At 71.7% G+C, this 22,993-nt stretch carries 20 protein-coding genes; 4 read left to right on the forward strand and 16 right to left on the reverse strand.

The window, feature by feature from the left end; genetic code table 11:
* Nucleotide 1: 1 nt before the first annotated feature.
* The 4 genes from rapZ to uvrA form a co-directional block, all read right to left on the reverse strand.
* Nucleotides 2-892 carry an RNase adapter RapZ gene (gene rapZ / locus JT723_RS09965; protein ID WP_205044348.1) on the reverse strand — a complete coding sequence of 297 codons (891 nt, stop codon included), beginning with the start codon at nucleotides 890-892 and terminating at the stop codon, nucleotides 2-4.
* Nucleotides 893-921: 29 nt separating this feature from the next.
* Complete coding sequence (gene uvrC / locus JT723_RS09970) at nucleotides 922-3,009, reverse strand: excinuclease ABC subunit UvrC (protein WP_205044158.1); 2,088 nt, start codon at nucleotides 3,007-3,009, stop codon at nucleotides 922-924.
* Nucleotides 3,010-3,105: 96 nt separating this feature from the next.
* Nucleotides 3,106-3,525, reverse strand: coding sequence for a Rieske (2Fe-2S) protein (locus tag JT723_RS09975; protein ID WP_205044159.1), 420 nt, complete (start codon nucleotides 3,523-3,525; stop codon nucleotides 3,106-3,108).
* A 68-nt stretch (nucleotides 3,526-3,593) separates the two neighbouring features.
* Complete coding sequence (gene uvrA, locus JT723_RS09980) at nucleotides 3,594-6,566, reverse strand: excinuclease ABC subunit UvrA (protein ID WP_205044160.1); 2,973 nt, start codon at nucleotides 6,564-6,566, stop codon at nucleotides 3,594-3,596.
* 231 nt (nucleotides 6,567-6,797) lie between these two features.
* Here uvrA and JT723_RS09985 point away from each other — a divergent pair, with 231 nt between their 5' ends.
* Both JT723_RS09985 and JT723_RS09990 read left to right on the forward strand, forming a co-directional pair.
* Complete coding sequence (locus JT723_RS09985) at nucleotides 6,798-7,532, forward strand: maleylpyruvate isomerase family mycothiol-dependent enzyme (protein WP_205044161.1); 735 nt, start codon at nucleotides 6,798-6,800, stop codon at nucleotides 7,530-7,532.
* 4 nt (nucleotides 7,533-7,536) lie between these two features.
* Complete coding sequence (locus JT723_RS09990) at nucleotides 7,537-8,193, forward strand: MBL fold metallo-hydrolase (RefSeq protein WP_205044162.1); 657 nt, start codon at nucleotides 7,537-7,539, stop codon at nucleotides 8,191-8,193.
* Between the two features lie 15 nt (nucleotides 8,194-8,208).
* Here the strand turns inward: JT723_RS09990 and JT723_RS09995 are convergent, their stop codons facing one another.
* Together JT723_RS09995 and JT723_RS10000 are read right to left on the reverse strand one after the other, a co-directional pair.
* A complete protein-coding gene (locus tag JT723_RS09995; RefSeq protein ID WP_205044163.1) occupies nucleotides 8,209-8,658 on the reverse strand; it encodes a hypothetical protein in 450 nt (149 codons plus the stop codon).
* Nucleotides 8,655-9,134 carry a hypothetical protein gene (locus JT723_RS10000; protein ID WP_205044164.1) on the reverse strand — a complete coding sequence of 160 codons (480 nt, stop codon included), beginning with the start codon at nucleotides 9,132-9,134 and terminating at the stop codon, nucleotides 8,655-8,657. The genes JT723_RS09995 and JT723_RS10000 overlap by 4 nt, the downstream gene beginning before the upstream one ends.
* A gap of 39 nt (nucleotides 9,135-9,173) precedes the next feature.
* Here JT723_RS10000 and JT723_RS10005 point away from each other — a divergent pair, with 39 nt between their 5' ends.
* Complete coding sequence (locus tag JT723_RS10005) at nucleotides 9,174-10,187, forward strand: helix-turn-helix transcriptional regulator (protein WP_205044165.1); 1,014 nt, start codon at nucleotides 9,174-9,176, stop codon at nucleotides 10,185-10,187.
* Nucleotides 10,188-10,417: 230 nt separating this feature from the next.
* Here JT723_RS10005 and JT723_RS10010 read toward each other — a convergent pair whose 3' ends face one another.
* From JT723_RS10010 to uvrB, 5 genes are all read right to left on the reverse strand, one after another.
* A complete protein-coding gene (locus tag JT723_RS10010) occupies nucleotides 10,418-11,386 on the reverse strand; it encodes a cytochrome c oxidase assembly protein (RefSeq protein ID WP_205044166.1) in 969 nt (322 codons plus the stop codon).
* 80 nt (nucleotides 11,387-11,466) lie between these two features.
* On the reverse strand, nucleotides 11,467-12,477 hold the full coding sequence (locus JT723_RS10015) for a TerC family protein (protein WP_205044167.1): 1,011 nt from the start codon (nucleotides 12,475-12,477) through the stop codon (nucleotides 11,467-11,469).
* Nucleotides 12,478-12,630: 153 nt separating this feature from the next.
* Nucleotides 12,631-14,601, reverse strand: a complete 1,971-nt coding sequence (locus tag JT723_RS10020; protein WP_205044168.1) for a TerD family protein — start codon at nucleotides 14,599-14,601, stop codon at nucleotides 12,631-12,633.
* Between the two features lie 68 nt (nucleotides 14,602-14,669).
* A complete protein-coding gene (locus JT723_RS10025; protein WP_205044169.1) occupies nucleotides 14,670-15,248 on the reverse strand; it encodes a TerD family protein in 579 nt (192 codons plus the stop codon).
* A gap of 109 nt (nucleotides 15,249-15,357) precedes the next feature.
* Nucleotides 15,358-17,451 carry an excinuclease ABC subunit UvrB gene (gene uvrB / locus JT723_RS10030; RefSeq protein WP_205044170.1) on the reverse strand — a complete coding sequence of 698 codons (2,094 nt, stop codon included), beginning with the start codon at nucleotides 17,449-17,451 and terminating at the stop codon, nucleotides 15,358-15,360.
* A 66-nt stretch (nucleotides 17,452-17,517) separates the two neighbouring features.
* Between uvrB and JT723_RS10035 the strand changes: the two genes are divergently transcribed.
* The gene (locus JT723_RS10035) at nucleotides 17,518-18,045 is read left to right on the forward strand and encodes a methylated-DNA--[protein]-cysteine S-methyltransferase (protein ID WP_205044171.1); all 528 of its coding nucleotides are present in this window, start codon (nucleotides 17,518-17,520) and stop codon (nucleotides 18,043-18,045) included.
* A 45-nt stretch (nucleotides 18,046-18,090) separates the two neighbouring features.
* Here the strand turns inward: JT723_RS10035 and JT723_RS10040 are convergent, their stop codons facing one another.
* The 5 genes from JT723_RS10040 to rpsA all read right to left on the reverse strand — a co-directional run bounded on the left by JT723_RS10040 (nucleotide 18,091) and on the right by rpsA (nucleotide 22,989).
* Entirely contained in the window at nucleotides 18,091-19,026 is a 936-nt protein-coding gene (locus tag JT723_RS10040; protein WP_205044172.1) for a slipin family protein, read from the reverse strand.
* A 232-nt stretch (nucleotides 19,027-19,258) separates the two neighbouring features.
* The gene (locus tag JT723_RS10045; protein WP_205044173.1) at nucleotides 19,259-19,621 is read right to left on the reverse strand and encodes a tetratricopeptide repeat protein; all 363 of its coding nucleotides are present in this window, start codon (nucleotides 19,619-19,621) and stop codon (nucleotides 19,259-19,261) included.
* Between the two features lie 133 nt (nucleotides 19,622-19,754).
* On the reverse strand, nucleotides 19,755-20,357 hold the full coding sequence (gene coaE, locus JT723_RS10050) for a dephospho-CoA kinase (protein ID WP_205044174.1): 603 nt from the start codon (nucleotides 20,355-20,357) through the stop codon (nucleotides 19,755-19,757).
* A gap of 44 nt (nucleotides 20,358-20,401) precedes the next feature.
* Nucleotides 20,402-21,340: a PAC2 family protein gene (locus JT723_RS10055; protein WP_205044175.1), complete on the reverse strand. Its 939-nt coding sequence runs from the start codon at nucleotides 21,338-21,340 to the stop codon at nucleotides 20,402-20,404.
* Nucleotides 21,341-21,486: 146 nt separating this feature from the next.
* A complete protein-coding gene (gene rpsA, locus JT723_RS10060) occupies nucleotides 21,487-22,989 on the reverse strand; it encodes a 30S ribosomal protein S1 (protein ID WP_205044176.1) in 1,503 nt (500 codons plus the stop codon).
* Nucleotides 22,990-22,993: the final 4 nt, after the last annotated feature.

The following is a 22,993-nucleotide window of genomic DNA, read 5'->3' on the forward strand; positions in this document are numbered from 1 at the left end:
ATCACTCGCGCCCCATGTCCCGGTGCACCGTCACCGTCTCCACTCCGTCCGCCGCCAGCCGTGCGGCCAGCCTTTCCGACATCGCCACGCTGCGGTGCTTCCCACCCGTGCAGCCGACGGCGATGGTCACATACCGCTTGCCCTCGCGCCGGTAGCCGGCGGCGATGATGTGCAGCAGCTCGGCGTACCGGTCAAGGAACTCCTTGGCGCCGGGCTGGTTGAACACATACGTGGCCACCTCGTCGTTGAGCCCGGTGAAGGGGCGCAGCTCGGGAACCCAGTGCGGGTTCGGCAGGAAGCGGCAGTCCACGACCAGGTCGGCGTCGACGGGCAGCCCGTACTTGAATCCGAACGACATCACGGTGGCCCGGAGTTCCTGCTCCTCCTCACCGGCGAACTGCGCGTCGAGCTTGGCGCGCAGTTCGTGCACGTTCAGGCTGGAGGTGTCGACCACCAGGTCGGCGTCGCCGCGCAGCTCGCGCAGCAGGTCGCGCTCGGCCACGATGCCGTCCACGATGCGGCCCTGGCCCTGCAGCGGGTGCGGGCGGCGCACCGACTCGAAGCGGCGCACCAGCGCGTCGTCGGAGGCCTCCAGGAAGATCACCCGGCGTTTGACGTGCTTGGCCTCCAGGTCGGCCAGCGACTCCCTGAGGTTGTCGAAGAACTGCCGGCCGCGCACGTCCACGACGACCGCGATCCGCGCCACGTTGCCCTGGGAGCGGGCGCCGAGGTCCACCATGGTCGGGATGAGGGCCGGCGGCATGTTGTCGACCACGAACCAGCCCAGGTCCTCCAGGCACTTGGCCGCGGTGCTGCGGCCGGCTCCCGACATGCCGGAGATGATCACCAGTTCGGGAATGGCCTGCGCTTCGCCCGCTCCGCTGCTGGTCATATGCGTGATGTCCTGTTCGTCCTGCTCGCTCATGTGCTCTTCCCCCGATGTTGTCGGCCGGATTCCGCCGGCGGTGCGGTCCTGCGGTCGTCGTCTTCGATGATCTCGCCGGTTGCGGTGTTCACCGCGGGTGCGGCCGGGGCCGCGGACGCCAGGGCCGCGGCGACCGTCTCCGCCGTGCGGCGGCCGATCCCCTGGACCTCGCAGATCTCCTCGACGGTCGCCGCGCGCAGCCGCTTGAGCGAGCCGAAGTGCTTCAGGAGTGCCTGCTTGCGGGTCTCGCCCAGGCCCGGCACCGCGTCCAGGGCGCCGGCCTTCATGGACTTGGAGCGTTTGCTGCGCTGGTAGCCGATGGCGAAGCGGTGCGCCTCGTCGCGGACCCGCTGCAGCAGGTAGAGGCCCTCGCTGCTGCGCGGCAGGATCACCGGGTCGTCGTCGCCCGGCACCCAGACCTCTTCGAGCCGCTTGGCCAGGCCGCACACGAAGACGTCGGCTATGCCCAGCTCGTCCAGCGCCCGCCGGGCCGCGGCGACCTGCGGCTGCCCGCCGTCGACGACCACCAGCTGCGGCGGGTAGGCGAACTTGCGCGGCCGGCCGGTGTCGGGGTCGATGGGGCCGCCCACGGGTTCGTCCGCGGCGACCTCACCGGTCTGCGGCTGCTGGGGCTGGTCGGGCTCCCACTCGCCGGTCTTCTGCTTCTCCAGCAGGTAGCGGCGGAAGCGCCGGGAGATGACCTCGTGCATGGAGCGCACGTCGTCCTGCCCGGCGAACGACTTGATCTGGAAGCGGCGGTACTCGCTCTTGCGGGCCAGGCCGTCCTCGAAGACCACCATCGAGGCGACGACGTCGTCGCCCTGCAGGTGGCTGATGTCGTAGCACTCGATCCGCAGCGGCGCGGTGTCCAGGTCGAGGGCCGCGGCGATCTCCTCCAGCGCCCGCGAGCGGGTGGTCAGGTCGGAGGCGCGGCGGGTCTTGTGCAGGGCCAGCGCCTGCTGCGCGTTGCGCTGCACGGTGGCCATCAGGTCCTTCTTGTCGCCGCGCTGCGGCACCCGCAGGCTCACCTGGGAGCCGCGCCGGTCCGACAGCCACTGGGCGACCGGTTCTGCGGGCCGGGGCAGCGCCGGGACCAGGACCTCCTTGGGCACTCCGCCGCTGCCGCCGGACTGCTCGGCGTCGCCGGTCTCGTCGCCGTAGAGCTGCTGCAGGGCGTGCTCGACCAGGTCGGCGGTGTCGACCGCCTCGACCTTGTCGGTGACCCAGCCGCGCTGGCCGCGGACCCGGCCGCCGCGGACGTGGAAGATCTGCACGGCCGCTTCGAGTTCGTCCTCGGCGACCGCGATCAGGTCGGCGTCGGTGGCGTCGGCGAGCACCACCGCGTTCTTCTCCATGGCGCGGCGCAGTGCCTCCAGGTCGTCGCGCAGCCGGGCCGCCTGCTCGTACTCCATCGCGGAGGCGGCGTCCTTCATGCGCTGCTCCAGCCGGCGCAGATACGTGCCGGTGTGGCCGGCCATGAAGTCGCAGAACTCCTCGGCCAGTTCGCGGTGGTCGGGCTCGCTGATCCGGCCGACGCAGGGCGCCGAGCACTTGCCGATGTAGCCGAGCAGGCAGGGCCGGCCGATCTGGGCGGAGCGCTTGAAGACCCCGGCGGAGCAGGTGCGGACCGGGAAGACCCGCAGCAGCAGGTCGACGGTCTCGCGGATCGCCCACGCGTGCGCGTACGGCCCGAAGTAGCGCACGCCCTTGCGCTTGGGGCCGCGCATGACCTGGACGCGCGGGAATTCCTCGTTCATGGTGACCGCGAGGGACGGATAGCTCTTGTCGTCGCGGTACTTGACGTTGAACCGCGGGTCGAACTCCTTGATCCAGGAGTACTCCAGCTGCAGCGCCTCGACCTCGGTGGAGACGACCGTCCACTCCACGGCGGCGGCCGTCGTCACCATCGTGGCGGTGCGCTGGTGGAGGTTGGTGATGTCCTGGAAGTACGAGGACAGCCGCTGGCGCAGGCTCTTCGCCTTGCCGACGTAGATCACCCGGCCGTGCTCGTCCCGGAATTTGTAGACCCCGGGAGAGTCGGGGATCTGGCCCGGCTTCGGTCGGTAGCTGCTGGGGTCTGCCATGTTTCCCACCCTACTGGCGGGATGCGACAAACCGGGGTCAGGCTCGGGGTCCCCGAACCCCGCATTCCGGGGTGCGGGGACCGGCCGGCCCGCCGGTCAGCTCGCAGGTCCCGCGGTGATCCTGCCGCCCGCGACCGTGACGGACACGGCGGGCAGCGCCTTGGTCGCCGGCCCCTGGACGACGGCTCCGGTCTCGGCGTCGAACTGGCTGCCGTGGCAGGGGCAGGAGACGGTCGTGCCGTCCACCGAGTCGACCACACAGCCCTGGTGGGTGCACACCGCGCTGAAGGCCTTGAACGTGCCCTGCTGCGGCTGCGACACCACGACCTTGTCGTTGCGGTACAGCTTGGCGCCGCCGACCGGCACCTCGCTCGCCGCGCCCAGCTCGACGGCCTTGTCGGGGCCGGCGGCCGAGCCGTTCTTGCCGCCGCAGGCGGTCAGCCCGACGCCGGCCGCCCCCGCCAGTGCCACGCCCCGCAGGACGGTCCGGCGGCAGGCGGGCATCTCGCTGGTCATAGGTGCTCCAGGTGGTACGGGTTCCGCACGGTGCCGTGCGACCCGTACCTTACGTGCCCTGGCTGTGCCTATGCCTTGGCGGCCTTCTTCCGGGGCACTGCCGCCTTCTTGGCCGCGCCCGCGGTCTTGGCGGCCGGTTTGGCCGCCGCGCGCTTGCGGGGCGCGGGCACCGCCGCGTCGCTGATCCGCTCGGCGCCCAGGACGTCGCGCAGGAACTTGCCGGTGTGGCTGGCCGGGATGCCCGCGATCTGCTCGGGGGTGCCCTCGGCGACGACCAGGCCGCCTCCGCTGCCGCCCTCGGGGCCCATGTCGACGACCCAGTCGGCGGTCTTGATGACGTCGAGGTTGTGCTCGATGACGATCACCGAGTTGCCCTTGTCGACCAGTCCCGACAGCACCTTGATGAGCTTGCTGATGTCCTCGAAGTGCAGACCCGTGGTGGGCTCGTCCAGCACGTAGACGGTCCGGCCGGTGGAGCGCTTCTGAAGCTCCGAGGCCAGCTTGACGCGCTGCGCCTCGCCGCCGGACAGCGTCGGCGCGGACTGCCCGAGCCGTACGTAGCCCAGGCCGACCTCGTGCAGGGTGCGCAGGTGCCGGGCGATGGTGGGCACCGCCTCGAAGAAGTCCAGCGCCTCCTCGATGGGCATGTCCAGCACCTCGGCGATGGACTTGCCCTTGTAGTGCACCTCCAGTGTCTCCCGGTTGTAGCGGGCGCCGTGGCAGACCTCGCAGGGCACGTACACGTCGGGGAGGAAGTTCATCTCGATCTTGATGGTGCCGTCGCCCGCGCAGTTCTCGCAGCGGCCGCCCTTGACGTTGAAGGAGAAGCGGCCGGGCAGGTAGCCGCGGACCTTGGCCTCCATCGTCTCGGCGAACAGCCGCCGCACATGGTCGAACACCCCGGTGTACGTCGCCGGGTTGGAACGCGGGGTGCGGCCGATCGGCGACTGGTCGACGTGCACGACCTTGTCCACCAGGTCGTCGCCCTCGACCCGGGTGTGGCGGCCGGGGACGCTGCGGGCGCCGTTCAGCTCGCGGGCCAGGTGGGTGTAGAGGATGTCGTTGACCAGGGTGGACTTGCCGGAGCCCGACACACCGGTCACCGCGGTGAGCACGCCCAGCGGGAAGGACACGTCGATGTCCTGCAGGTTGTGCTCGCGGGCGCCGTGCACGGTCAGCCGCCGCTTGCGGTCGACCGGGCGGCGGATGTCGGGCGTGGGGATGGACCGCTTGCCGGCCAGGTACTGCCCGGTCAGCGACTCGTCGTTGGTCAGCAGTTCCTTGAGCGACCCGGAGTGCACGACCTTGCCGCCGTGCTCGCCTGCGCCCGGGCCGATGTCGACGACCCAGTCGGCGGTCTTGATGGTGTCCTCGTCGTGCTCCACCACGATCAGCGTGTTGCCCAGGTCGCGCAGCCGCACCAGGGTCTCGATCAGCCGGTGGTTGTCGCGCTGGTGCAGCCCGATGGACGGCTCGTCCAGCACGTAGAGCACGCCGACCAGGCCGGAGCCGATCTGGGTGGCGAGCCGGATGCGCTGGGCCTCGCCGCCGGACAGGGTGCCCGCGGCCCGGTTGAGCGAGAGGTAGTCCAGGCCGACGTCGACCAGGAAGCGCAGCCGCTCGTTGACCTCCTTCAGGACCCGCTCGGCGATCTTGCGGTCCCGCGCGTCCAGCTTCATCGCGCCCAGGAACTCGGCGCAGTCGCTGATCGACATCGCGGAGACGTCGGCGATCGAGCGGTCCTGCACGGTGACCGCGAGCACGATCGGCTTGAGCCTGCTGCCCTCGCAGGTGGGGCAGGGCACCTCGCGCATGTAGCCCTCGAAGCGCTCCCTGCTGGAGTCGCTCTCGGAGTCCTGGTGCCGGCGCTTGACGAACGGCACCGCGCCCTCGAAGTGCGCGTTGTACACCCGGTCGCGGCCGTAGCGGTTCTTGTAGGCGACGCGGACCTCGGACTTGTGGCCGTAGAGCAGTGCCTTCTTGGCCCGGGCCGGAAGTCCCGCGAAGGGGATGTCGGTGCGGAAGCCCAGCTCGGTGGCCAGGCCGTCGACCAGCCGCTCGAAGTACCCCTTGGACATGCCGCCGGTCCAGGGCGCGATGGCGCCCTCCTGCAGCGACTTCTGGTCGTCGGGGACGATCAGCTCCGGGTCGACCTCCATGCGCGAGCCGATGCCGGTGCAGTCGGGGCAGGCGCCGAAGGGCGAGTTGAAGGAGAAGGAGCGCGGCTCCAGCTCCTCGAAGGACAGGTCGTCGTAGGGGCAGTACAGGTGCTCGGAGAACATCCGCTCGCGCTGCGGGTCGTCCTCCGGCAGGTCCACGAAGTCCAGGATGACCATGCCGCCGGACAGCCCGAGCGCGGTCTCCACCGAGTCGGTGAGCCGGCGCTTGGCCGAGTCCTTGACCGTCAGGCGGTCCACGACCACCTCGATGGTGTGCTTCTCCTGCTTCTTCAGCTTCGGCGGGTCGGTGAGCTGGACGGTCGCGCCGTCCACCCTGGCCCGGCTGTAGCCCTTGGTCTGCAGGTCGCCGAAGAGGTCCACGAACTCGCCCTTGCGCTCGCGCACCAGCGGCGAGAGCACCTGGAAGCGGCTGCCCTCCTCCAGTTCCAGCACCCGGTCCACGATGGCCTGCGGCGACTGCCGGGAGATCGGCCGGCCGCACTCGGGACAGTGCGGCTTGCCGATCCTGGCGAAGAGCAGCCGCAGGTAGTCGTAGACCTCGGTGATGGTGCCGACGGTCGAGCGCGGGTTGCGCGAGGTGGACTTCTGGTCGATGGAGACGGCGGGCGACAGGCCCTCGATGAAGTCGACGTCCGGCTTGTCCATCTGGCCGAGGAACTGCCGCGCGTAGGACGAGAGCGACTCGACGTACCGGCGCTGGCCCTCGGCGAAGATCGTGTCGAACGCCAGCGAGGACTTGCCGGAACCGGACAGGCCGGTGAACACGATGAGCGAGTCCCGGGGCAGCTCCAGCGAGACGTTCTTCAGATTGTGCTCGCGAGCGCCACGGACGGTGAGTCGATCGGCCACGCCAGTGCGCACCTTTCCTAGAAGCGGGGGGAGAGACCACACCCCCCAGTCAGCCTAAACGGGGTGCGCTCGGGTTTTCTTCCTGTCGCGGTGGTTGCGACACAACGACCATATAGCACGTGCATTCGATTCACCGGGTCCGGCTGCCAGGTTCACCCGATCGTGTGGTGCGCATCGCTGTCGGTACGGCTGGGCATACGGAAACCTGATGCCCGTACCGCCAGCGACCCACCGGGAGCGCCCGTGACCGTCCAACGACCCGACCCCGATGCCGATGCGGCCGAGGTGGCCGCGGCGACCGAGCAGCTGCTCGACACCGCGGCCAAGCTGTCAGCGGAGGAGCTGGCAGGCCCGTCGCTGCTGCCCGGCTGGAGCCGCGGCCACGTGCTGTCCCACATCGCCCGCAACGCCGACGCCCTGGTGAACCTGCTGACCTGGGCCGGCACCGGCGAGGAGACCCCGATGTACGCCGACGAGGCGACCCGCGACCGCGACATCGAGACGGGCGCAGGCCGCCCGCCGGCCGAGCAGCTGGCCGACCTGCGCCAGTCCGCGGACCGGTTCGCCGACGCGGTCGCCGCGCTGCCGCCCGCCGCCTGGGCCACCCAGGTCGCCATGCGCTCGGGTCGGGTCGTCGCCGCGGCCGAGATCCCCTGGCGGCGGCTGATCGAGGTGCGGCTGCACCACGTCGACCTGGACGCCGGCCACTCCCCCGACGACCTGCCGGCCGACTTCGCCGACCGCGAACTGGCCTGGGTCGTGGACGGCCTCACCGCCCACGAGGGCGTGGCCGCGGTGCGGCTGCGGGACACCGGCACCGGCAGCTCCTGGGACCTGGGCGCCGCCGAGGAGCCCGAGCTGACCGTCTCGGGCCCCGCCCGCGCCCTGCTGGCCTGGGTCAGCGGACGCAGCAGCGGCGGCGGGCTCGACGTCAGCCCCGCGGGAGCCGTACTCCCGGTGCTGCCGCCGCTAGGCTGACGCCATGGCGTACAGCGGACAGGTCACGGTGGGCGGCGCCCCCGACGTGCACGAACTCAGCGATCTGATCATCAGCAAGGTCGCGGTCGGCCCGATGAACAACAACGCGTATCTGCTGCGCTGCCGCGCCACCGGCGAGCAGCTGCTGATCGACGCGGCGGAGGAGCCGGCCACCCTGCTCGACCTGGTCGGAGCCGACGGGCTGGCCTCGGTGGTCACCACCCACCGGCACGGCGACCACTGGCAGGCGCTGCGGGCGGTGGTCGAGGCGACCGGCGCCCGGACGTACGCGGGCCGCGAGGACGCCGAGGGCATCCCCGTCCCCACCGACGTGCCGGTCGACGACCTCGGCACCGTCCAGGTCGGCCGGATCACCCTGACCGCCCGCCACCTGGTCGGCCACACCCCGGGCAGCATCGCGCTGGTCTACGACGACCCGCACGGCCACCCGCACGTCTTCACCGGCGACTGCCTCTTCCCCGGCGGGGTCGGCAACACCCACGACGACCCGGCGGCCTTCACCTCGCTGCTCGACGGGGTCACCGCCAAGCTCTTCGACGCGCTGCCCGACGAGACGTGGGTCTACCCCGGCCACGGCGACGACACCACCCTCGGCGCCGAGCGCCCGCACCTGGCCGAGTGGCGCGCCCGCGGCTGGTGACGCCGCCCCCGGCGGTCAGCGGCGGGTCAGCTCCATGACCCAGTTGGTCAGCCAGCTCTCGCCGCCGTCCACCGAGAAGGCCTGCTCCCAGCGGGCCGCGTCCGCGGTGATACCGGACCACACGAAGCGGGCCGTCACCGGCTTGCCCTCGTAGGAGTCCTCGCCGTGGAAGACGCCGGTGCCGTCGGTGAAGCGGCCGCTCACCGGCGGGAAGAGCACACCCGTGCTGCTGGACGACCAGTACAGCGACCACTCCTCGCGCGCCGGGTCGTACAGGCGCAGCGTCAGGCCCGCGGTGCCCTTGGTGGGGAAGGCGATCTCGTCGAAGTGCGCGCCGCCCCCGAAGTGCCGGGACGCGGTGCTGACACCGGGGAAGTCCTCCCAGGCGCTGTCCGGGTCGAGGAAGTCGGTGCGCCGGCGGTTGGCGACGTCCCAGGTGCCGGTGAAGAAGTCGAAGTCGTTCACGTGCGGTCTCCCGTGCTGCCCGCGGGCAGCGAGTCGTTGGCGTAGCCGGCCAGGTCCGGCCGGTCGGGGGTCAGGACGTGGCGGACCCACGCGTCGCGCTCGTGCAGGATCGGCGGCAGCTCCCACACGCAGCCGATCAGCCGCGAGCGCAGCGGTACGAAGTGCGTCGGGTCCTGGTCGGGGCAGCCGAGGACCGGCTGCCCCGCCACGGCTCCCGCGAAGTGCAGCGCGTTGTCCCACGCCCACGTGTAGGCGTTCAGGTACGCCCCGTCGTCCCCTCCCCTGTGCAGGACGACGAAGGCCGCGCCGGGAGTGCCGTCGTCCTCCGGGAGGAGGTCGGGCAGCATCGCGTACGCCGCCTTCTCGACGTCCGGCGCGATGCCCGCCGGGTCGGCGGTGACGTGGTAGCGCTTGACCACCCGGCCGCCCGACTCGATCGGCGGCGGCACGGTGAGGAACTTCTCGCGGAAAGCCATGGGTGGACCGTACGGCCGCTTCACTGACACCCTGTGTCGGTGAAGTCCAGCCGACTGCTGTCGATCCTGCTGCTGCTCCAGACCCGCGGGCGCATGACCGCCGCCGAGCTGGCCGCCGAGCTGGAGGTCTCCGCGCGCACCGTCTACCGGGACGTGGAGTCGCTGCACGCCGCCGGGGTGCCGCTGTACGGCGACGCCGGGCACAGCGGCGGATACCGGCTGCTCGCCGGCTACCGCACCCGGCTCACCGGGCTCAACGCCGGCGAGGCCGAGGCGCTCTTCCTGTCCGGGGCGCCCGGCCCCGCCGCGGAACTCGGCCTCGGCCCCGCGCTCGCCGCCGCCCAGCTCAAACTGCGGGCCGCACTGCCGCAGGAGCTGCGCGAGCAGGCGGACCGGATGCGCACCCGCTTCCACCTCGACGCACCCGGCTGGTACGCGGCCGACGCCGACGTGCCCTTCCTCCCGCAGGTCGCCGACGCCGTCTGGAACAGCCGGGTCCTCGACGTGCGCTACCGCCGGTGGAAGGAGCCCACCGACGTCGACCGGCGGCTCGAACCGTACGGCCTCGTGCTCAAGGCCGGCCGCTGGTACGCCGTCGCAGGCCCCGGCCCGCGCACCTACCGGGTCGACCAGATCCTCGACCTCACCGTGACCGAGGAGGGCTTCGAGGTGCCCGCGGACTTCGACCTCGCCGGGCACTGGCGGCGCTCGCAGGAGGACTTCCACGCGCGCCTGTACGCCGGCGAGGCGGAGGTGCGGCTGTCTGCGCGGGGCGCCGCGCTTCTCACCGGCGCCGCCGCCCGTGCCCTTGAGGCCACGGGAGTGGCCGAGGCGGACGGCTGGCGCCGGGCCGTGCTCCCCATCGAGTCCGTGGGCCAGGCCCACGCCTTCTTCCTCTCCCTGGGCGCCGACGTGGAGGTGCTCGCGCCTCCACACCTCCGCTCGCTCCTGGCCACCACCGCCCGCACCCTGTCCGCGACCTACGGCCCGCCCCCACCCGGCTCGGGGGGTACCTCTTCGGCGGAGCCGAGCCATCCGCTGGCCGCGGGCTGAGGGGGGTGCCTCTTCGGCGGGGCCGAGCACACAGGGGCGCGGGGAACTGCGCGCCCAGCCCCCACCGGGGCGCGGGTCGTCACCGACCCAAAGGGGCTGTTCCTGTCGGAGACATACCACCGGCCGCGAGCGAAGCGAGATGGGGGCGCCCCCAGGCAAAGCCCTGGGGGAGGGCTGGGCGCGCAGTTCCCCGCGCGCCTGGTGGTTGCCCCCTTGCCGAAGGGGTGCCGTCAGCGGGGGCGTCGCATGCGGGTGCCGACTTCGCCGGGGTCGGTTTCCCACCAGGGGCGGGTCATTTCGGGGAGGACGGGGGCGGCCCCCGGGACAGGGGCGGGGGAGGCCGCGAGGGCCTCGCTGTCGAGCCGGGCGTCCAGCTCGGCCGTCTTCGTGCGCTCGGCCCGCCACCATTCCGCGAAGACCAGCAGGATGAAAGGCAGGCCGACGAGTTCGGCGAGGGTGAGCATGAGTCCGCCGCCGAGCATCTGGTCGTGCTGCACGCTGGGTCCCCACGTGCGGGGGTGGGCGGCGTACCAGTGGCCGGCCACCAGCGTGCCGCTGGTCATCACGACGATGCCTGGCACGGAGTCGAAGAGCCCGTCGAGGAAGACCAGGGCGGCCCGAACGGGGTGGCTGCACCAGCGGGGCAGCATCTCCTGCCGGCTGAGCATCGGCAGCACGAACAGGCTGCCGGTGAGCAGCAGTTGCAGATGCATCAACTGGCGGACCAGCGGATTGCCCAGCGCGGTGGCGAAGTAGGGCGTGAAGTAGATGGTCAGCTCGGAGGCGAGCACGAGCAGCGAGCTGACCAGCGGGTAGGTCAGTGCGCGGACCGGCCGGGAGGTGAAGGCGCGGTGCAGCCGCCCGTCGGGGTCGGCGAGCCCCAGCGGATCGCCGAGTGCCAGGCCGAGCGGGGCGAAGAGGTCGAGCAGGATGTTCTGCACGGCCGCGGGCCAGAAGAGCACCCGGTCGTAGACCGCGAGCGAGGACATCGTGGCGACGACCAGTGTGCCGAGGCCGAGCAGGTAGAAGGCGGCGGTGCGCCACAGCGGCCACCGCTGCCCGGCTCGGCGCCGCCGGCGTACCCCGTAGGCGTAGCAGGCGCCGAGCAGCACGACGGCGGCCAGCGCGGCCGTGTCGATCTGCCAGGCGTCGAGATACCGGGCTCCGGTCAGCTCGGGGAGGGCCTGGGGGCTCGCCACATCCGCGCCTTTCCACGTCTACCGTCCGCTACGGGGCCACCGTAGACCCCGGGGCGCGGCGCGGGGCGCGCAGGGGGAGGTCAGGCGCCTATGCGCTGGTCGGGCGTGCTGCTCGGCGTGTCCGCTTCCGCCTCGGCGGCGGCCTGCTGGACGCGCCGGGTGGCGAGCAGGCTGGTGGCGGTGGTGACCGCGAGGACGGTCACGATGACGCCGAGGGAGACGGGGATGGAGATCTCCGGGACGTGGGCGCCTGCTTCGTGCAGCGCGTGCAGCACCAGCTTCACGCCGATGAAGCCGAGGATGATCGACAGCCCGTAGGACAGGTGGACCAGCTTCTTGAGCAGCCCGCCGATCAGGAAGTACAGCTGGCGCAGTCCCATCAGGGCGAAGGCGTTGGCGGTGAAGACGATGTAGGGGTCCTGGGTCAGGCCGAAGATCGCCGGGATCGAGTCCAGGGCGAAGAGCACGTCGGTGGTGCCGATGGCCAGCATCACGACCAGCATCGGCGTCATCAGCCGCTTGCCGTTCTGTGTGACGAACAGCCGGGTGCCGTGGTAGCGGTCGGTCGCGGGCACCCGCTTCTCGACCATCTTGAGGAGCCGGTTCTCCTCGAACTCGGGGTCCTCGTGCTGCTCGGTGCGGGCCTCCTTGACCAGCTTCCACGCGGTCCAGATCAGGAAGGCGCCGAAGACGAAGAAGACCCAGGAGAAGCTGGCGACGATGGTGGCGCCGGCGGCGATGAAGACGGCCCGCAGCACCAGCGCTATCAGCACCCCGACCAGCAGGACGCGCTGCTGGTAGTGCGAGGGCACCGCGAACTTGCCCATGATCAGGACGAAGACGAAGAGGTTGTCGACGCTCAGCGACTTCTCGGTGATGTACCCGGCGAAGAACTCCCCCGCGGGCTGTCCGCCGGCGAAGAGCAGCAGGCCGAGGCCGAAGAGGGCGGCCAGGACCACCCAGACGGCGGTCCACAGACCCGCCTCGCGTACGGAAACGTCGTGCGGGGTGCGGCCGACCAGGAAGTCCGCGCCGATCAGCGCGCACAGCCCGGCGATGGTCAGCACCCAGAGGGCGAGGGAGACGTCCACAGGTCCTCCGGCGGGTCGAAAAGACTCGGTCAAAGAACCGTACACGAATGCCCAACGAACCACCAAAGGAAAGTAAAGGAGTTTCCAAGTCTCCAGGTCAGGTGTGGTGTCGGGGTGGGGGGTGCCAGGTGCCGCGTGCCGTGACGGGCGGTGTCAGGTGCCGTACGCCGGGCGGGCCGCGGCGAGCTGGCGGAGTACGTCGGCGAGCACCCGGCTGCCCTGCGGCACCAGCGGCGGCTCGTACGTCCAGGCGTGCCCCACCCACGGGTCGGCGAGGTGGTCGCTGGGCAGCGGGGTCAGCCGCAGCAGCGCGCGCCACAGCGGGTCGAGCACCGGACCGTACGCCGAGGCGTCCTCCCGGTCGGCCACCACCAGCAGGTGCACACCCGCGGAGGGTCCCTCGTCGGCGAGGTAGCGCAGCTGGTTGACCGAGCGGTCGTCGAAGCCGTACGGGAACTCGTTGACGATCAGCAGCTGCTCCGCGGTGTCGAAGCCCGGCGGCAGGTCGTCGGCGGCGCCGCCGCGCCTGGCCATCTGGATCAGGTCCACCCGCTCGGTGAGCCGGGTCAGCAGGTCGCTGACCCCGGCCGCGCCCGCGGCGGGCGGCGGCAGCACCAGCGCGCCGCCGGCGTGCAGCGGGGCCAGCGCGGTCGCGCCGGAGCCGGCCGGGTCAAGGGCGTGCAGCGCGAAGGCGCCCACCGGGTGGCAGGCGAGCAGCCGGGCGGCTATCGCCACCGCGGCGTCCATGGCCGCCCTGCGGTTCTCCGCGCTGTCCACCCACAGGCCGCGCTCCAGCGGAAGCCGGCTCAGCAGCGGGATGCGCAGCTCCGGGGCCTCCGGCAGGGTCAGGCTGCCCAGGCGCACCGCAAGCGGCAGCCTTCCCGGCACCCGGTAGGCGTGCCAGACCGGGTTCTCCCAGCCGGCGAACTCCGGCGGCAGCGCCGGCTCGACGGCCTCGGCCTCCGCGGTGAGCTGCGCCAGGTCCCGGTCGAGCACCGCCCGCGCCTGGTCGACCAGGGCGGCCTGCTTGCCCTGCGCGGCCTCGCGGGCCGCCTCGGCCGCCGGGCCGCCGCGGGTGCGCGGGTCGGCCAGCAGCCGGTCCAGCTCCTGCTCGAAGCGCGACTCGGCGAAGTCGGCGGCGCTGCGGTAGGCCGCGACCGTACGCGACAGGTCCTCGAACATGCCCCAGACCTGGTTGTACAGCCGCTCCTCCATGGAGCGCCCGGCCGCGTCCCCCGCCACCGGCACGCGGGGCGCGTCGGCGGGCGGAGGCGGCGTCGGGGGCGACGCGGGCCGCGGCGGCGGCACGGGTCCGGCGGCGGAGGCGGCGGACGCGGTGCGCCGCCGCGGGTGCCGGTAGTCGACGGGACCGCCGGGCGCGGTCGCCCCGGACGGTGCGGCGCCGCTCCCGGCGCCCGGCCCACCGGCGGAAGCCCCAGCCGTGCCCGCCGCCGTCCCGCCCCCGGAGGTGTCCTGGCGGTCGCGGCGCCGGTAGTCCACGGAACCGGTGCCGCCCGCGGCGGCGCCGGCCTGCGGGGCCGGGAGGTCGATCGAGCGGGCCTGCTCGCGGCCCACCGCCGTGTGGATGGCCTCCGCGGTGGCCGACGGGTCGGGCACCCCCTGGTCGAGGAACAGCGCGGGCAGGCCGCCGCCGTAGCCCTGGCCGACCGCGCGGACCTTCCAGGCCGACTGGCGGCGGTACAGCTCGACGGCCAGCAGGGCCGTCTCCGCGCCGAGCCCGGTGATGGTGAAACCGGCGATCGCCGAGCCGTCGGGGGTGGTCACCGCGAGCCGGGGTGCGGGGGCGGCGCCGAAGTCGGCGGGCGCGCCCGGGCGGGCCGCGGCGCCGGGCAGCGCGAGCAGCACATGCACCCGGTGCACGTCGGGCGGCATCGCGCCGAGGTCCACCGCGAGCCGGTGGTCGGCCGCGGCCTGCCGCGGCACCTCGACCCCGGCCAGCTGCGGCGCGCCGGGATGGGCGAGCCATTCCCCGTCGCCGACGACCCGGCCCGCCTCGTCGCCCAGGGTGACCGCGGCCACCACCGGTGTGCCCGCCGACACCCGGATCTCCAGCCGGTTGCCTGGCAGCGGATGGTTCTGCCCCCGGACCAGTTCGGCCGTCATGTCCGCCGCCCCCGTCTTCCTGTTCCTGTGGTGGTTGAGCTGTTACGGCCGTCCGGCCCGGCCCGCCGTCAGAGGGCGGGGAGGATGGCCGGAATCAGGTCCTGGAACGTCCGGCCGTTGGCCGGGGTGCCGATCGCCGTCATCGACCAGCCGGCCGCACCGCGCTGCACCTTGGCCATGATCTGCGCGGTGTAGGCGCCGCCGCCGGTCAGGGTGTAGCGGGCCAGCTCCTGGCCGTTGGTCTCGTCCACCAGCCGGCAGAAGGCGTTCTCCACCTCGGCGAAGGTCTGGCCGGTGAAGGAGTTGACGGTGAAGACGATCTGGTCGACGTGCACCGGGACCCGGGACAGGTCCACGATGATCGACTCGTCGTCGCCGCCCTGCCCGACACCGCCGACCAGGTTGTCGCCGGTGTGCCGGACGGAGCCGTCGTCGCTGGTGAGGTGGCGGAAGAACACCACGTCCACCGGCTGCTTGTCGGCGAAGAGCACCGCGGAGGCGTCCAGGTCGATCTCCCGGGTCCGGCTGCCGAACAGGCCGCGGCGCGGCGCCGCCTTCCAGCCGAGCCCCATCCTGACTGCCGTCAACGAGCCTCCGTCGGCCTTGCTCAGGCTGATCTTCTGGCCCTTGGTCATGTTGACCGTCACGCGCTTGCCCCTCTCACCCGTCACCTGATGTGTGCGGTTGTTGCCCCGCACCCTAACAAGACGCGGGCCGACCGTATCCCGGTTCGTCCGGCACCGATTTACCCCGAGGTCATGCCATTCCCGCATCCCGCATCTGGCGCAACTCCTTCTTCAGGTCTCCCAGTTCGTCCCGGATCCGGGCGGCGACCTCGAACTGCAGCTCCGCCGCCGCCGCGTGCATCTGGTCGGTCAGCTGCCCGATGAGGTCGGCCAGTTCCTCCGCGGGCAGCGCCTCCTTCGTGCGCTTGCCGGACTTCGCGGACAGCCCCGGCACCGGCGCCTTGCCGCGCGAGCGCTGCCGGCCGGAGCCCAGCAGCTCCTCGGTGTCTGCGTCCTCGCGGGCGAAGGAGTCGAGGATGCCGGCGATCTTCTTGCGCAGCGGCTGCGGGTCGACCCCGCGCTCGGCGTTGTACGCGATCTGCTTCTCGCGGCGCCGGTTGGTCTCCTCGATAGCCCGCTCCATGCCCGGGGTGATCCGGTCGGCGTACATGTGGACCTGGCCGGACACGTTGCGCGCCGCGCGGCCGATGGTCTGGATCAGCGAGGTGCCCGACCGCAGGAAGCCCTCCTTGTCGGCGTCCAGGATCGCCACCAGCGACACCTCGGGCAGGTCGAGGCCCTCACGCAGCAGGTTGATGCCGACCAGCACGTCGTACTCGCCGGCCCGCAGCTCCTGCAGCAGCTCGACCCGGCGCAGGGTGTCGATGTCGCTGTGCAGGTAGCGGACCTGGATGCCCAGCTCCAGCAGGTAGTCGGTGAGGTCCTCCGCCATCTTCTTGGTCAGCGTGGTGACCAGGACGCGTTCGTCCTTCTCCGTGCGCAGCCGGATCTCGTGCACCAGGTCGTCGATCTGGCCCTCGGTGGGCTTGACCACGACCTCGGGGTCGATCAGGCCGGTCGGGCGGATGATCTGCTCCACGACACCGTCGCCGCGGGACATCTCGTACGTCCCCGGCGTCGCCGACAGGTACACGGTCTGGCCGACCCTGGTCAGGAACTCCTCCCACTTCAGCGGCCGGTTGTCCAGCGCGGACGGCAGCCGGAAGCCGTGGTCGACCAGGGTGCGCTTGCGGGACGCGTCGCCCTCGTACATCGCGCCGATCTGCGGCACGGTCACATGCGACTCGTCGACGACCAGCAGGAAGTCCTCGGGGAAGTAGTCGATGAGGGTGTCGGGTGCGCTGCCCTGCTCGCGGCCGTCGATGTGCCGCGAGTAGTTCTCGATGCCCGAGCAGCTGCCGATCTGCCGCATCATCTCGATGTCGTACGTGGTGCGCATCCGCAGCCGCTGCGCCTCCAGCAGCTTGCCCTGCTTCTCCATCAGCGCGAGCTGGCCCTCCAGCTCCTTCTCGATGCCGGCGATGGCCCGCTCCATGCGCTCGGGGCCTGCCACGTAGTGGGTGGCGGGGAAGACGTAGATCTGCTCGTCCTCGGTGATGACCTCGCCGGTCAGCGGGTGCAGCGTGTACAGCGCCTCGATCTCGTCGCCGAACATCTCGATCCGCACGGCCAGCTGCTCGTAAACCGGGAAGATCTCCACGGTGTCGCCGCGCACCCGGAAGGTGCCGCGGGTGAACGCCATGTCGTTGCGCGTGTACTGGATGTCGACGAAGCGGCGCAGCAGCTGGTCGCGGTCGACGACGTCGCCGACCTTGAGCCGCACCATCCGGTCGATGTACTCCTGCGGGGTGCCCAGGCCGTAGATGCAGGACACCGACGCGACCACGACGACGTCACGCCTGGTCAGCAGGGAGTTGGTGGCGGAGTGCCGGAGCCGCTCCACCTCCTCGTTGATCGAGGAGTCCTTCTCGATGTAGGTGTCGGTCTGCGGGACGTACGCCTCGGGCTGGTAGTAGTCGTAGTACGAGACGAAGTACTCGACCGCGTTGTTCGGCAACAGCTCGCGGAACTCGTTGGCCAGCTGCGCCGCCAGGGTCTTGTTCGGCGCCATCACCAGGGTGGGGCGCTGCAGCCGCTCGATCATCCACGCCGTCGTGGCGGACTTGCCGGTGCCGGTGGCGCCGAGCAGCACCACGTCCTTCTCACCTGCGCGGATACGCCGCTCCAGGTCGTCGATGGCAGTGGGCTGGTCGCCGCTGGGCTGGAAGGGACTGACGACCTCGAAAGGCGCCACAGTGCGTTCGATGTCTGATACGGGCCGCATGCCACCACCGTACGACCCCCCACCGACAATCGGGCTCTGTCAGACCCTCCCCCTAGGCTTGCCCGCATGACCAGTGCTGTCTGGACCCGCTACGAGGCGCCCATCGGCCCGCTGCTGCTCGCGGCCACCGAGGAGGGCCTGGTCCTCGTCGTCTTCCGGGCCGACGAGGAGACGTCCGCGCGTGCGGTGGCGGCGGTGGGCCGCCGGCTGGGGTGCACCCCGGTCGAGGACGCGGCGGCCCTGGCGCCGGTGACCGGGCAGCTGGACGACTTCTTCGCCGGCACCCGCAAGGACTTCGACCTGCCGCTCGACTGGTCGCTGGTCACCGGCTTCCAGCGGCGGGTGCTGCGCGAGCTGGCCGGCAGCGTGCCGTACGGCCAGGTCGCCAGCTACCAGGACCTGGCCGACCGGGTCGGCGAGCCCGACGCGGCCCGTGCGGTGGGCGCGGCCATGGGGGCCAATCCGCTCCCGGTGGTGGTGCCCTGCCACCGGGTGGTGGAGAGCGGCGGCGGCATAGGCGGCTTCGGCGGCGGCCTGGAGATCAAGCGGCAGCTGCTGGCGCTGGAAGGCGTGCTCCCGGCCCCGCTGTTCTGACCGCCCCGCTTCCCGACGGCCCCGCTGTTCTGAGCGCCCCTGCGGCTACTCCTCGGAGCTGCGCGGGTCGGGGATCTGCAGCGGCGAGCCGGCGGTGCCCGGCAGCTCGCCGCGGCCGCCCTTGCCCTGCTCGACCTCGGCGGGCTCCTCCCCCGCCGCCAGGTCCTTGCCCGCGGCCGGCTTCCCGCCCGCCTGCGGCGCGGCGGGCGCGGACGCGCCCGAGCCCTGGGCCGCGCGGTCGAAGAAGCGCAGCAGCTCGACGGGGAAGGGCAGCACCAGCGTCGAGTTCTTCTCGGCCGCGACCTCCACCACCGTCTGCAGCATGCGCAGCTGCAGCGCCGCCGGGTTGGCGTCCATGGCCTTGGCCGCCTCGGAGAGCTTGACCGAGGCCTGGAGTTCGCCGTCCGCGGTGATGATCCTGGCCCGCCGCTCGCGGTCCGCCTCCGCCTGCCGCGCCATGGAGCGCTTCATGGACTCCGGCAGCGCCACGTCCTTGATCTCGACCCGGTCGATGTGCACGCCCCACCCGGTGGCGGGCGTGGACAGCATCAGCTCCAGGCCCTCGTGCAGCATCTCCCGCCCGGACAGCAGGTCGTCCAGGTCGCTCTTGCCGATGATCGACCGCAGCGAGGTCTGGGCGACCTGGAGCATGGCGAACTGGTAGTTCTGCACGTCCACGGTCGCCCGGATCGGGTCGACGACCCGGAAGTAGAGGACGGCGTCGACCCGTACCGAGACGTTGTCGCGGGTGATGCCCTCCTGGGAGGGCACCGGCATGGTGACGACCTGCATGTTGACCTTGGTCATCCGGTCCACGAACGGCATCACCATGCGCGGCCCGGGTTCCTTCGGCACCGGGTTGACCCGGCCCCAGCGGTAGACGACACCGCGCTCGTACTGTTTGACGACCCGGACGCTGCTGCGCAGCCCGATCAGGCCGATCACCGCTGCCACGACCAGCAGCGCCACGACGGCTCCCATGTCCCCCGCTCCCCTCGGTCAGGGTGTGAACATAGCGGCAGCGCCCGGCGGCTGACTAGGCCGTGTTGTGGAAGTCCCGCCTGCCCCGCGACGCCTGGCACGCACGCTCGCTGCGTTGTCGGAGTCGTCCGAGTAGGCCCACTACGAGGACGACCCTCCGCCTTGCGATCGCACGCACCGGACGCCGCGGGGCCCGCCCTGTGGGCGGACGGCGCTACTTCCAAAACACGGCCTAGCCGTCGAAACGGGCGGCGGCCAGGTAGTCCGGGCGCGGGTCGAGCGCCGCGGCCAGCCGGAAGTGCCGCTGGGCCTCGCCGGCCCGGTCGGCGCGCTGCAGGGTGCGCCCGAGCGCGAAGTGCGCGAAGGCGTTGTCCGGCTCGCGCTCCAGCACGATCTGGAACTCCAGCTCGGCGGGGCGCAGTTGCGCGGCGAGGAAGAAGGCACGGGCGCGCAGCAGCCGGGCCGCGGTGTTCTCCGGGTGGGCCGCGATGACCGGGTCGAGAAGCTTGACCGCGCCGCGCGGGTCGCGCGCGGCGAGCAGCTGCTCGGCGGCACGGAAGTCGATCACAAGGGTCTCTGGGCTGCGCTCGGACAAGTCCGCCTCCCTGACATCGGGCACGGGGACGAATGATCGTCTGGTCAGACATACCCAACACGGGCGGCGGCAACCGCATTCCCCGCCCTGCCCGCACCGCCGGCGCCCCGGCCCGCGCCGGTGGCCTGCGCGACTACGCCTGCGCGGCCCGTTCGCGCAGCTGCTCCCACACCGCCCGCACCTGCGGTTCCAGCGCGTCGAGCGGGCCGTCGTTGTCGATCACCAGGTCGGCGACGGCCAGCCGCTGCTCGCGGCCGGCCTGGGCCGCCATCCGGGAGCGCGCCTCGTCCTCGGTCATGCCGCGCAGCCGCACCAGCCGGTCGAGCTGGGTGGCGGGGTCGGCGTCCACCACGACGACCACGTCGTAGTAGGGGGCGAGACCGTTCTCGGTGAGCAGCGGCACGTCGTGCAGCACGATGTCGTCGGGTCCCGCGGCCTTCTGGAGTTCCGCGGAGCGGGCGCCGACCAGCGGGTGGACGATCGCGTTGAGCGCCTTGCGGCGGTCCTCGTCGGCGAAGACGATCGCGCCGAGCCTCGGCCGGTCGAGCGACCCGTCGGCGGCGAGCACCCCGGTGCCGAACTCGGCGACCACCGCGGCCAGTCCCTCGGTGCCGGGCTCGACCACCTCGCGGGCGATCCGGTCGGAGTCGACAAGGATCGCCCCGTAGGACGCCAGCAGCCGCGCCACCTCGCTCTTGCCGGCCCCGATACCGCCGGTCAGACCCACTGTCAGCATGCCGGCCAGCCTACTGGGCGGCATGTGCACCGCCCGGCGCGGGCTCAGCGCCCGCCGTCGTCCTCGCGGTCGGCGAGGAAGCGTTCGAACTCCGCGGCGAGGTCGTCGGCCGAGGGCAGGTCGACGGGCTCGGCGATCAGGCTCTCGCGGGACTGCGATCCGGCGACCGCGTCGTACTGGCTCTCCAGGCCGCGCACCACGGACACCAGTTCGCCGTCGCCCTCGGCGACCTGCCGGTCGATCTCGACCCGCACGGTGTGCGCCTCGTTGCGCAGGGCGTGCGCGATCTCCGGGAGCACCAGGCCGGTCGCCGCGGTGATCGCCTCCAGGACGGCCAGGGCCGCGTCCGGGTACGGGGAGCGGGCCAGGTAGTGCGGCACGTGGGCGGCCACGCCGAGCACGTCGCGGCCGGCCTCGGCCAGCCGCAGCTCGACCAGCGCGGAGGCGCTGCCGGGCACCTGGGCCTCGTCGAACCAGGCGCGGTGACCGGGCATCAGGTCGACCCGGTTGCCGTGCGGGGTCAGGCCGACCGGGCGGGTGTGCGGGACGCCCATCGGGATGCCGTGGAAGTTGATGGCGAGCCGCACGCCGAGGCGCTCGACGACCTGGAGCACCGCGGTGGCGAATCGCTCCCACTCCACGTCCGGCTCTGAGCCGGTGAGCAGCAGGAACGGGGTGCCGGTGGTGTCGCGCACCAGGTAGAGGTCGATCTCCGGTGCTTCGTAGGACGTCCAGTGGTCGCGTTCGAAGGTCATCAGGGGGCGGCGGGCGCGGTAGTCCACCAGGCGGTCGGCGTCGAAACGCGCGACGAGCTGGTTGTCGAGCCGGTCGAGCAGCTGCTCACTGACCTGCTGGCCGGTCTCGCCGGCGTCCATGAACCCCTCGAAGTGGTACAGCAGCACCGGCCCTGCGTCGCCGACCGCCTCGTCCACGGCCTCCGCCCCGCCCGGTACGTACTCGTACAGCCCTTGCGGATCCAGCACGATGATCGTCCTCCTCGTTCTCTGTCACCACAACGAACAACCGCGGCCCGCCATTCCCTCCCGCGTGCCGCGGTCCTGCCGCAGCACACAGCGCGGCCCCGCCCCCCGGTGTGAGGGGCGGGGCCGCGACGGCTGGTGGTCAGCGGTCAGCTCTGGCCGCCGGCCAGCCTCTCGCGCAGGGCCGCCAGGGCCTCGTCGGAGGCGAGGGCGCCGGAGTTGTCGTCGGACTCCGAGGAGTACGAACCGCCGCCGCCACCCGCGCCACCGGGCGCCGGAGCCGCGGTGCCGGCCTCGGCCGCCGCCTGCTCGTCGGCCTCGCGGGACTTGATGACCTGGGCCTGGTGCTGCTCGAAGCGGGCCTGGGCCGTGGCGTACTGGCCCTCCCACTCCTCGCGCTGCTTGTCGTAGCCCTCGAGCCAGTCGTTGGTCTCGGGGTCGAAGCCCTCGGGGTAGATGTAGTTCCCCTGGTCGTCGTACGACGCGGCCATGCCGTACAGCGTCGGGTCGAACTCGACCGAGGCCGGGTCGGCACCGAAGGACTCGTTGGCCTGCTTGAGGGACAGCGAGATCCGGCGGCGCTCCAGGTCGATGTCGATGACCTTGACGAAGATCTCGTCGTTGACCTGGACGACCTGCTCCGGGATCTCCACGTGGCGCTCGGCCAGCTCGGAGATGTGGACCAGGCCCTCGATGCCCTCGTCGACGCGCACGAACGCACCGAACGGAACGAGCTTGGTGACCTTGCCGGGCACGACCTGCCCGATCTGGTGGGTGCGGGCGAACTGCTGCCACGGGTCTTCCTGGGTCGCCTTCAGCGACAGGGAGACGCGCTCGCGGTCCATGTCGACGTCCAGGACCTCGACCGTGACCTCCTGGCCGACCTCGACGACCTCGGAGGGGTGGTCGATGTGCTTCCAGGACAGCTCCGAGACGTGCACCAGACCGTCGACACCGCCGAGGTCCACGAACGCACCGAAGTTGACGATGGAGGAGACGACGCCGGAGCGCACCTGGCCCTTCTGCAGGGTGGTGAGGAAGGTCTGGCGGACCTCGCTCTGGGTCTGCTCCAGCCAGGCACGGCGGGACAGGACCACGTTGTTGCGGTTCTTGTCCAGCTCGATGATCTTGGCCTCGAGCTCCTTGCCCACGTAGGGCTGCAGGTCGCGCACGCGGCGCATCTCGACCAGCGACGCGGGCAGGAAGCCGCGCAGGCCGATGTCGAGGATGAGACCGCCCTTGACGACCTCGATGACGGTACCGGTGACGATGCCGTCCTCTTCCTTGATCTTCTCGATCGTGCCCCACGCGCGCTCGTACTGCGCACGCTTCTTCGAGAGGATCAGGCGGCCTTCCTTGTCCTCCTTCTGGAGGACCAGGGCCTCGATCTCATCGCCCACGGCGACGACCTCGTTGGGGTCGACGTCGTGCTTGATGGAGAGCTCGCGGGAGGGGATGACACCTTCGGTCTTGTAACCGATGTCGAGCAGGACCTCGTCCCGGTCGACCTTCACGATGACGCCGTCGACGATGTCGCCGTCGTTGAAGTACTTGATCGTCTCGTCGATCGCGGCGAGGAAGGCTTCCTCGTTGCCGATGTCGTTGACCGCCACCTGCGGGGTGGTACGAGGGGCCTCGGTGCTGCTCGTCATTAGG

The organism is Actinacidiphila bryophytorum, from assembly GCF_016916835.1.
GTDB classification, from domain to species: Bacteria; Actinomycetota; Actinomycetes; order Streptomycetales; family Streptomycetaceae; genus Actinacidiphila; species Actinacidiphila bryophytorum.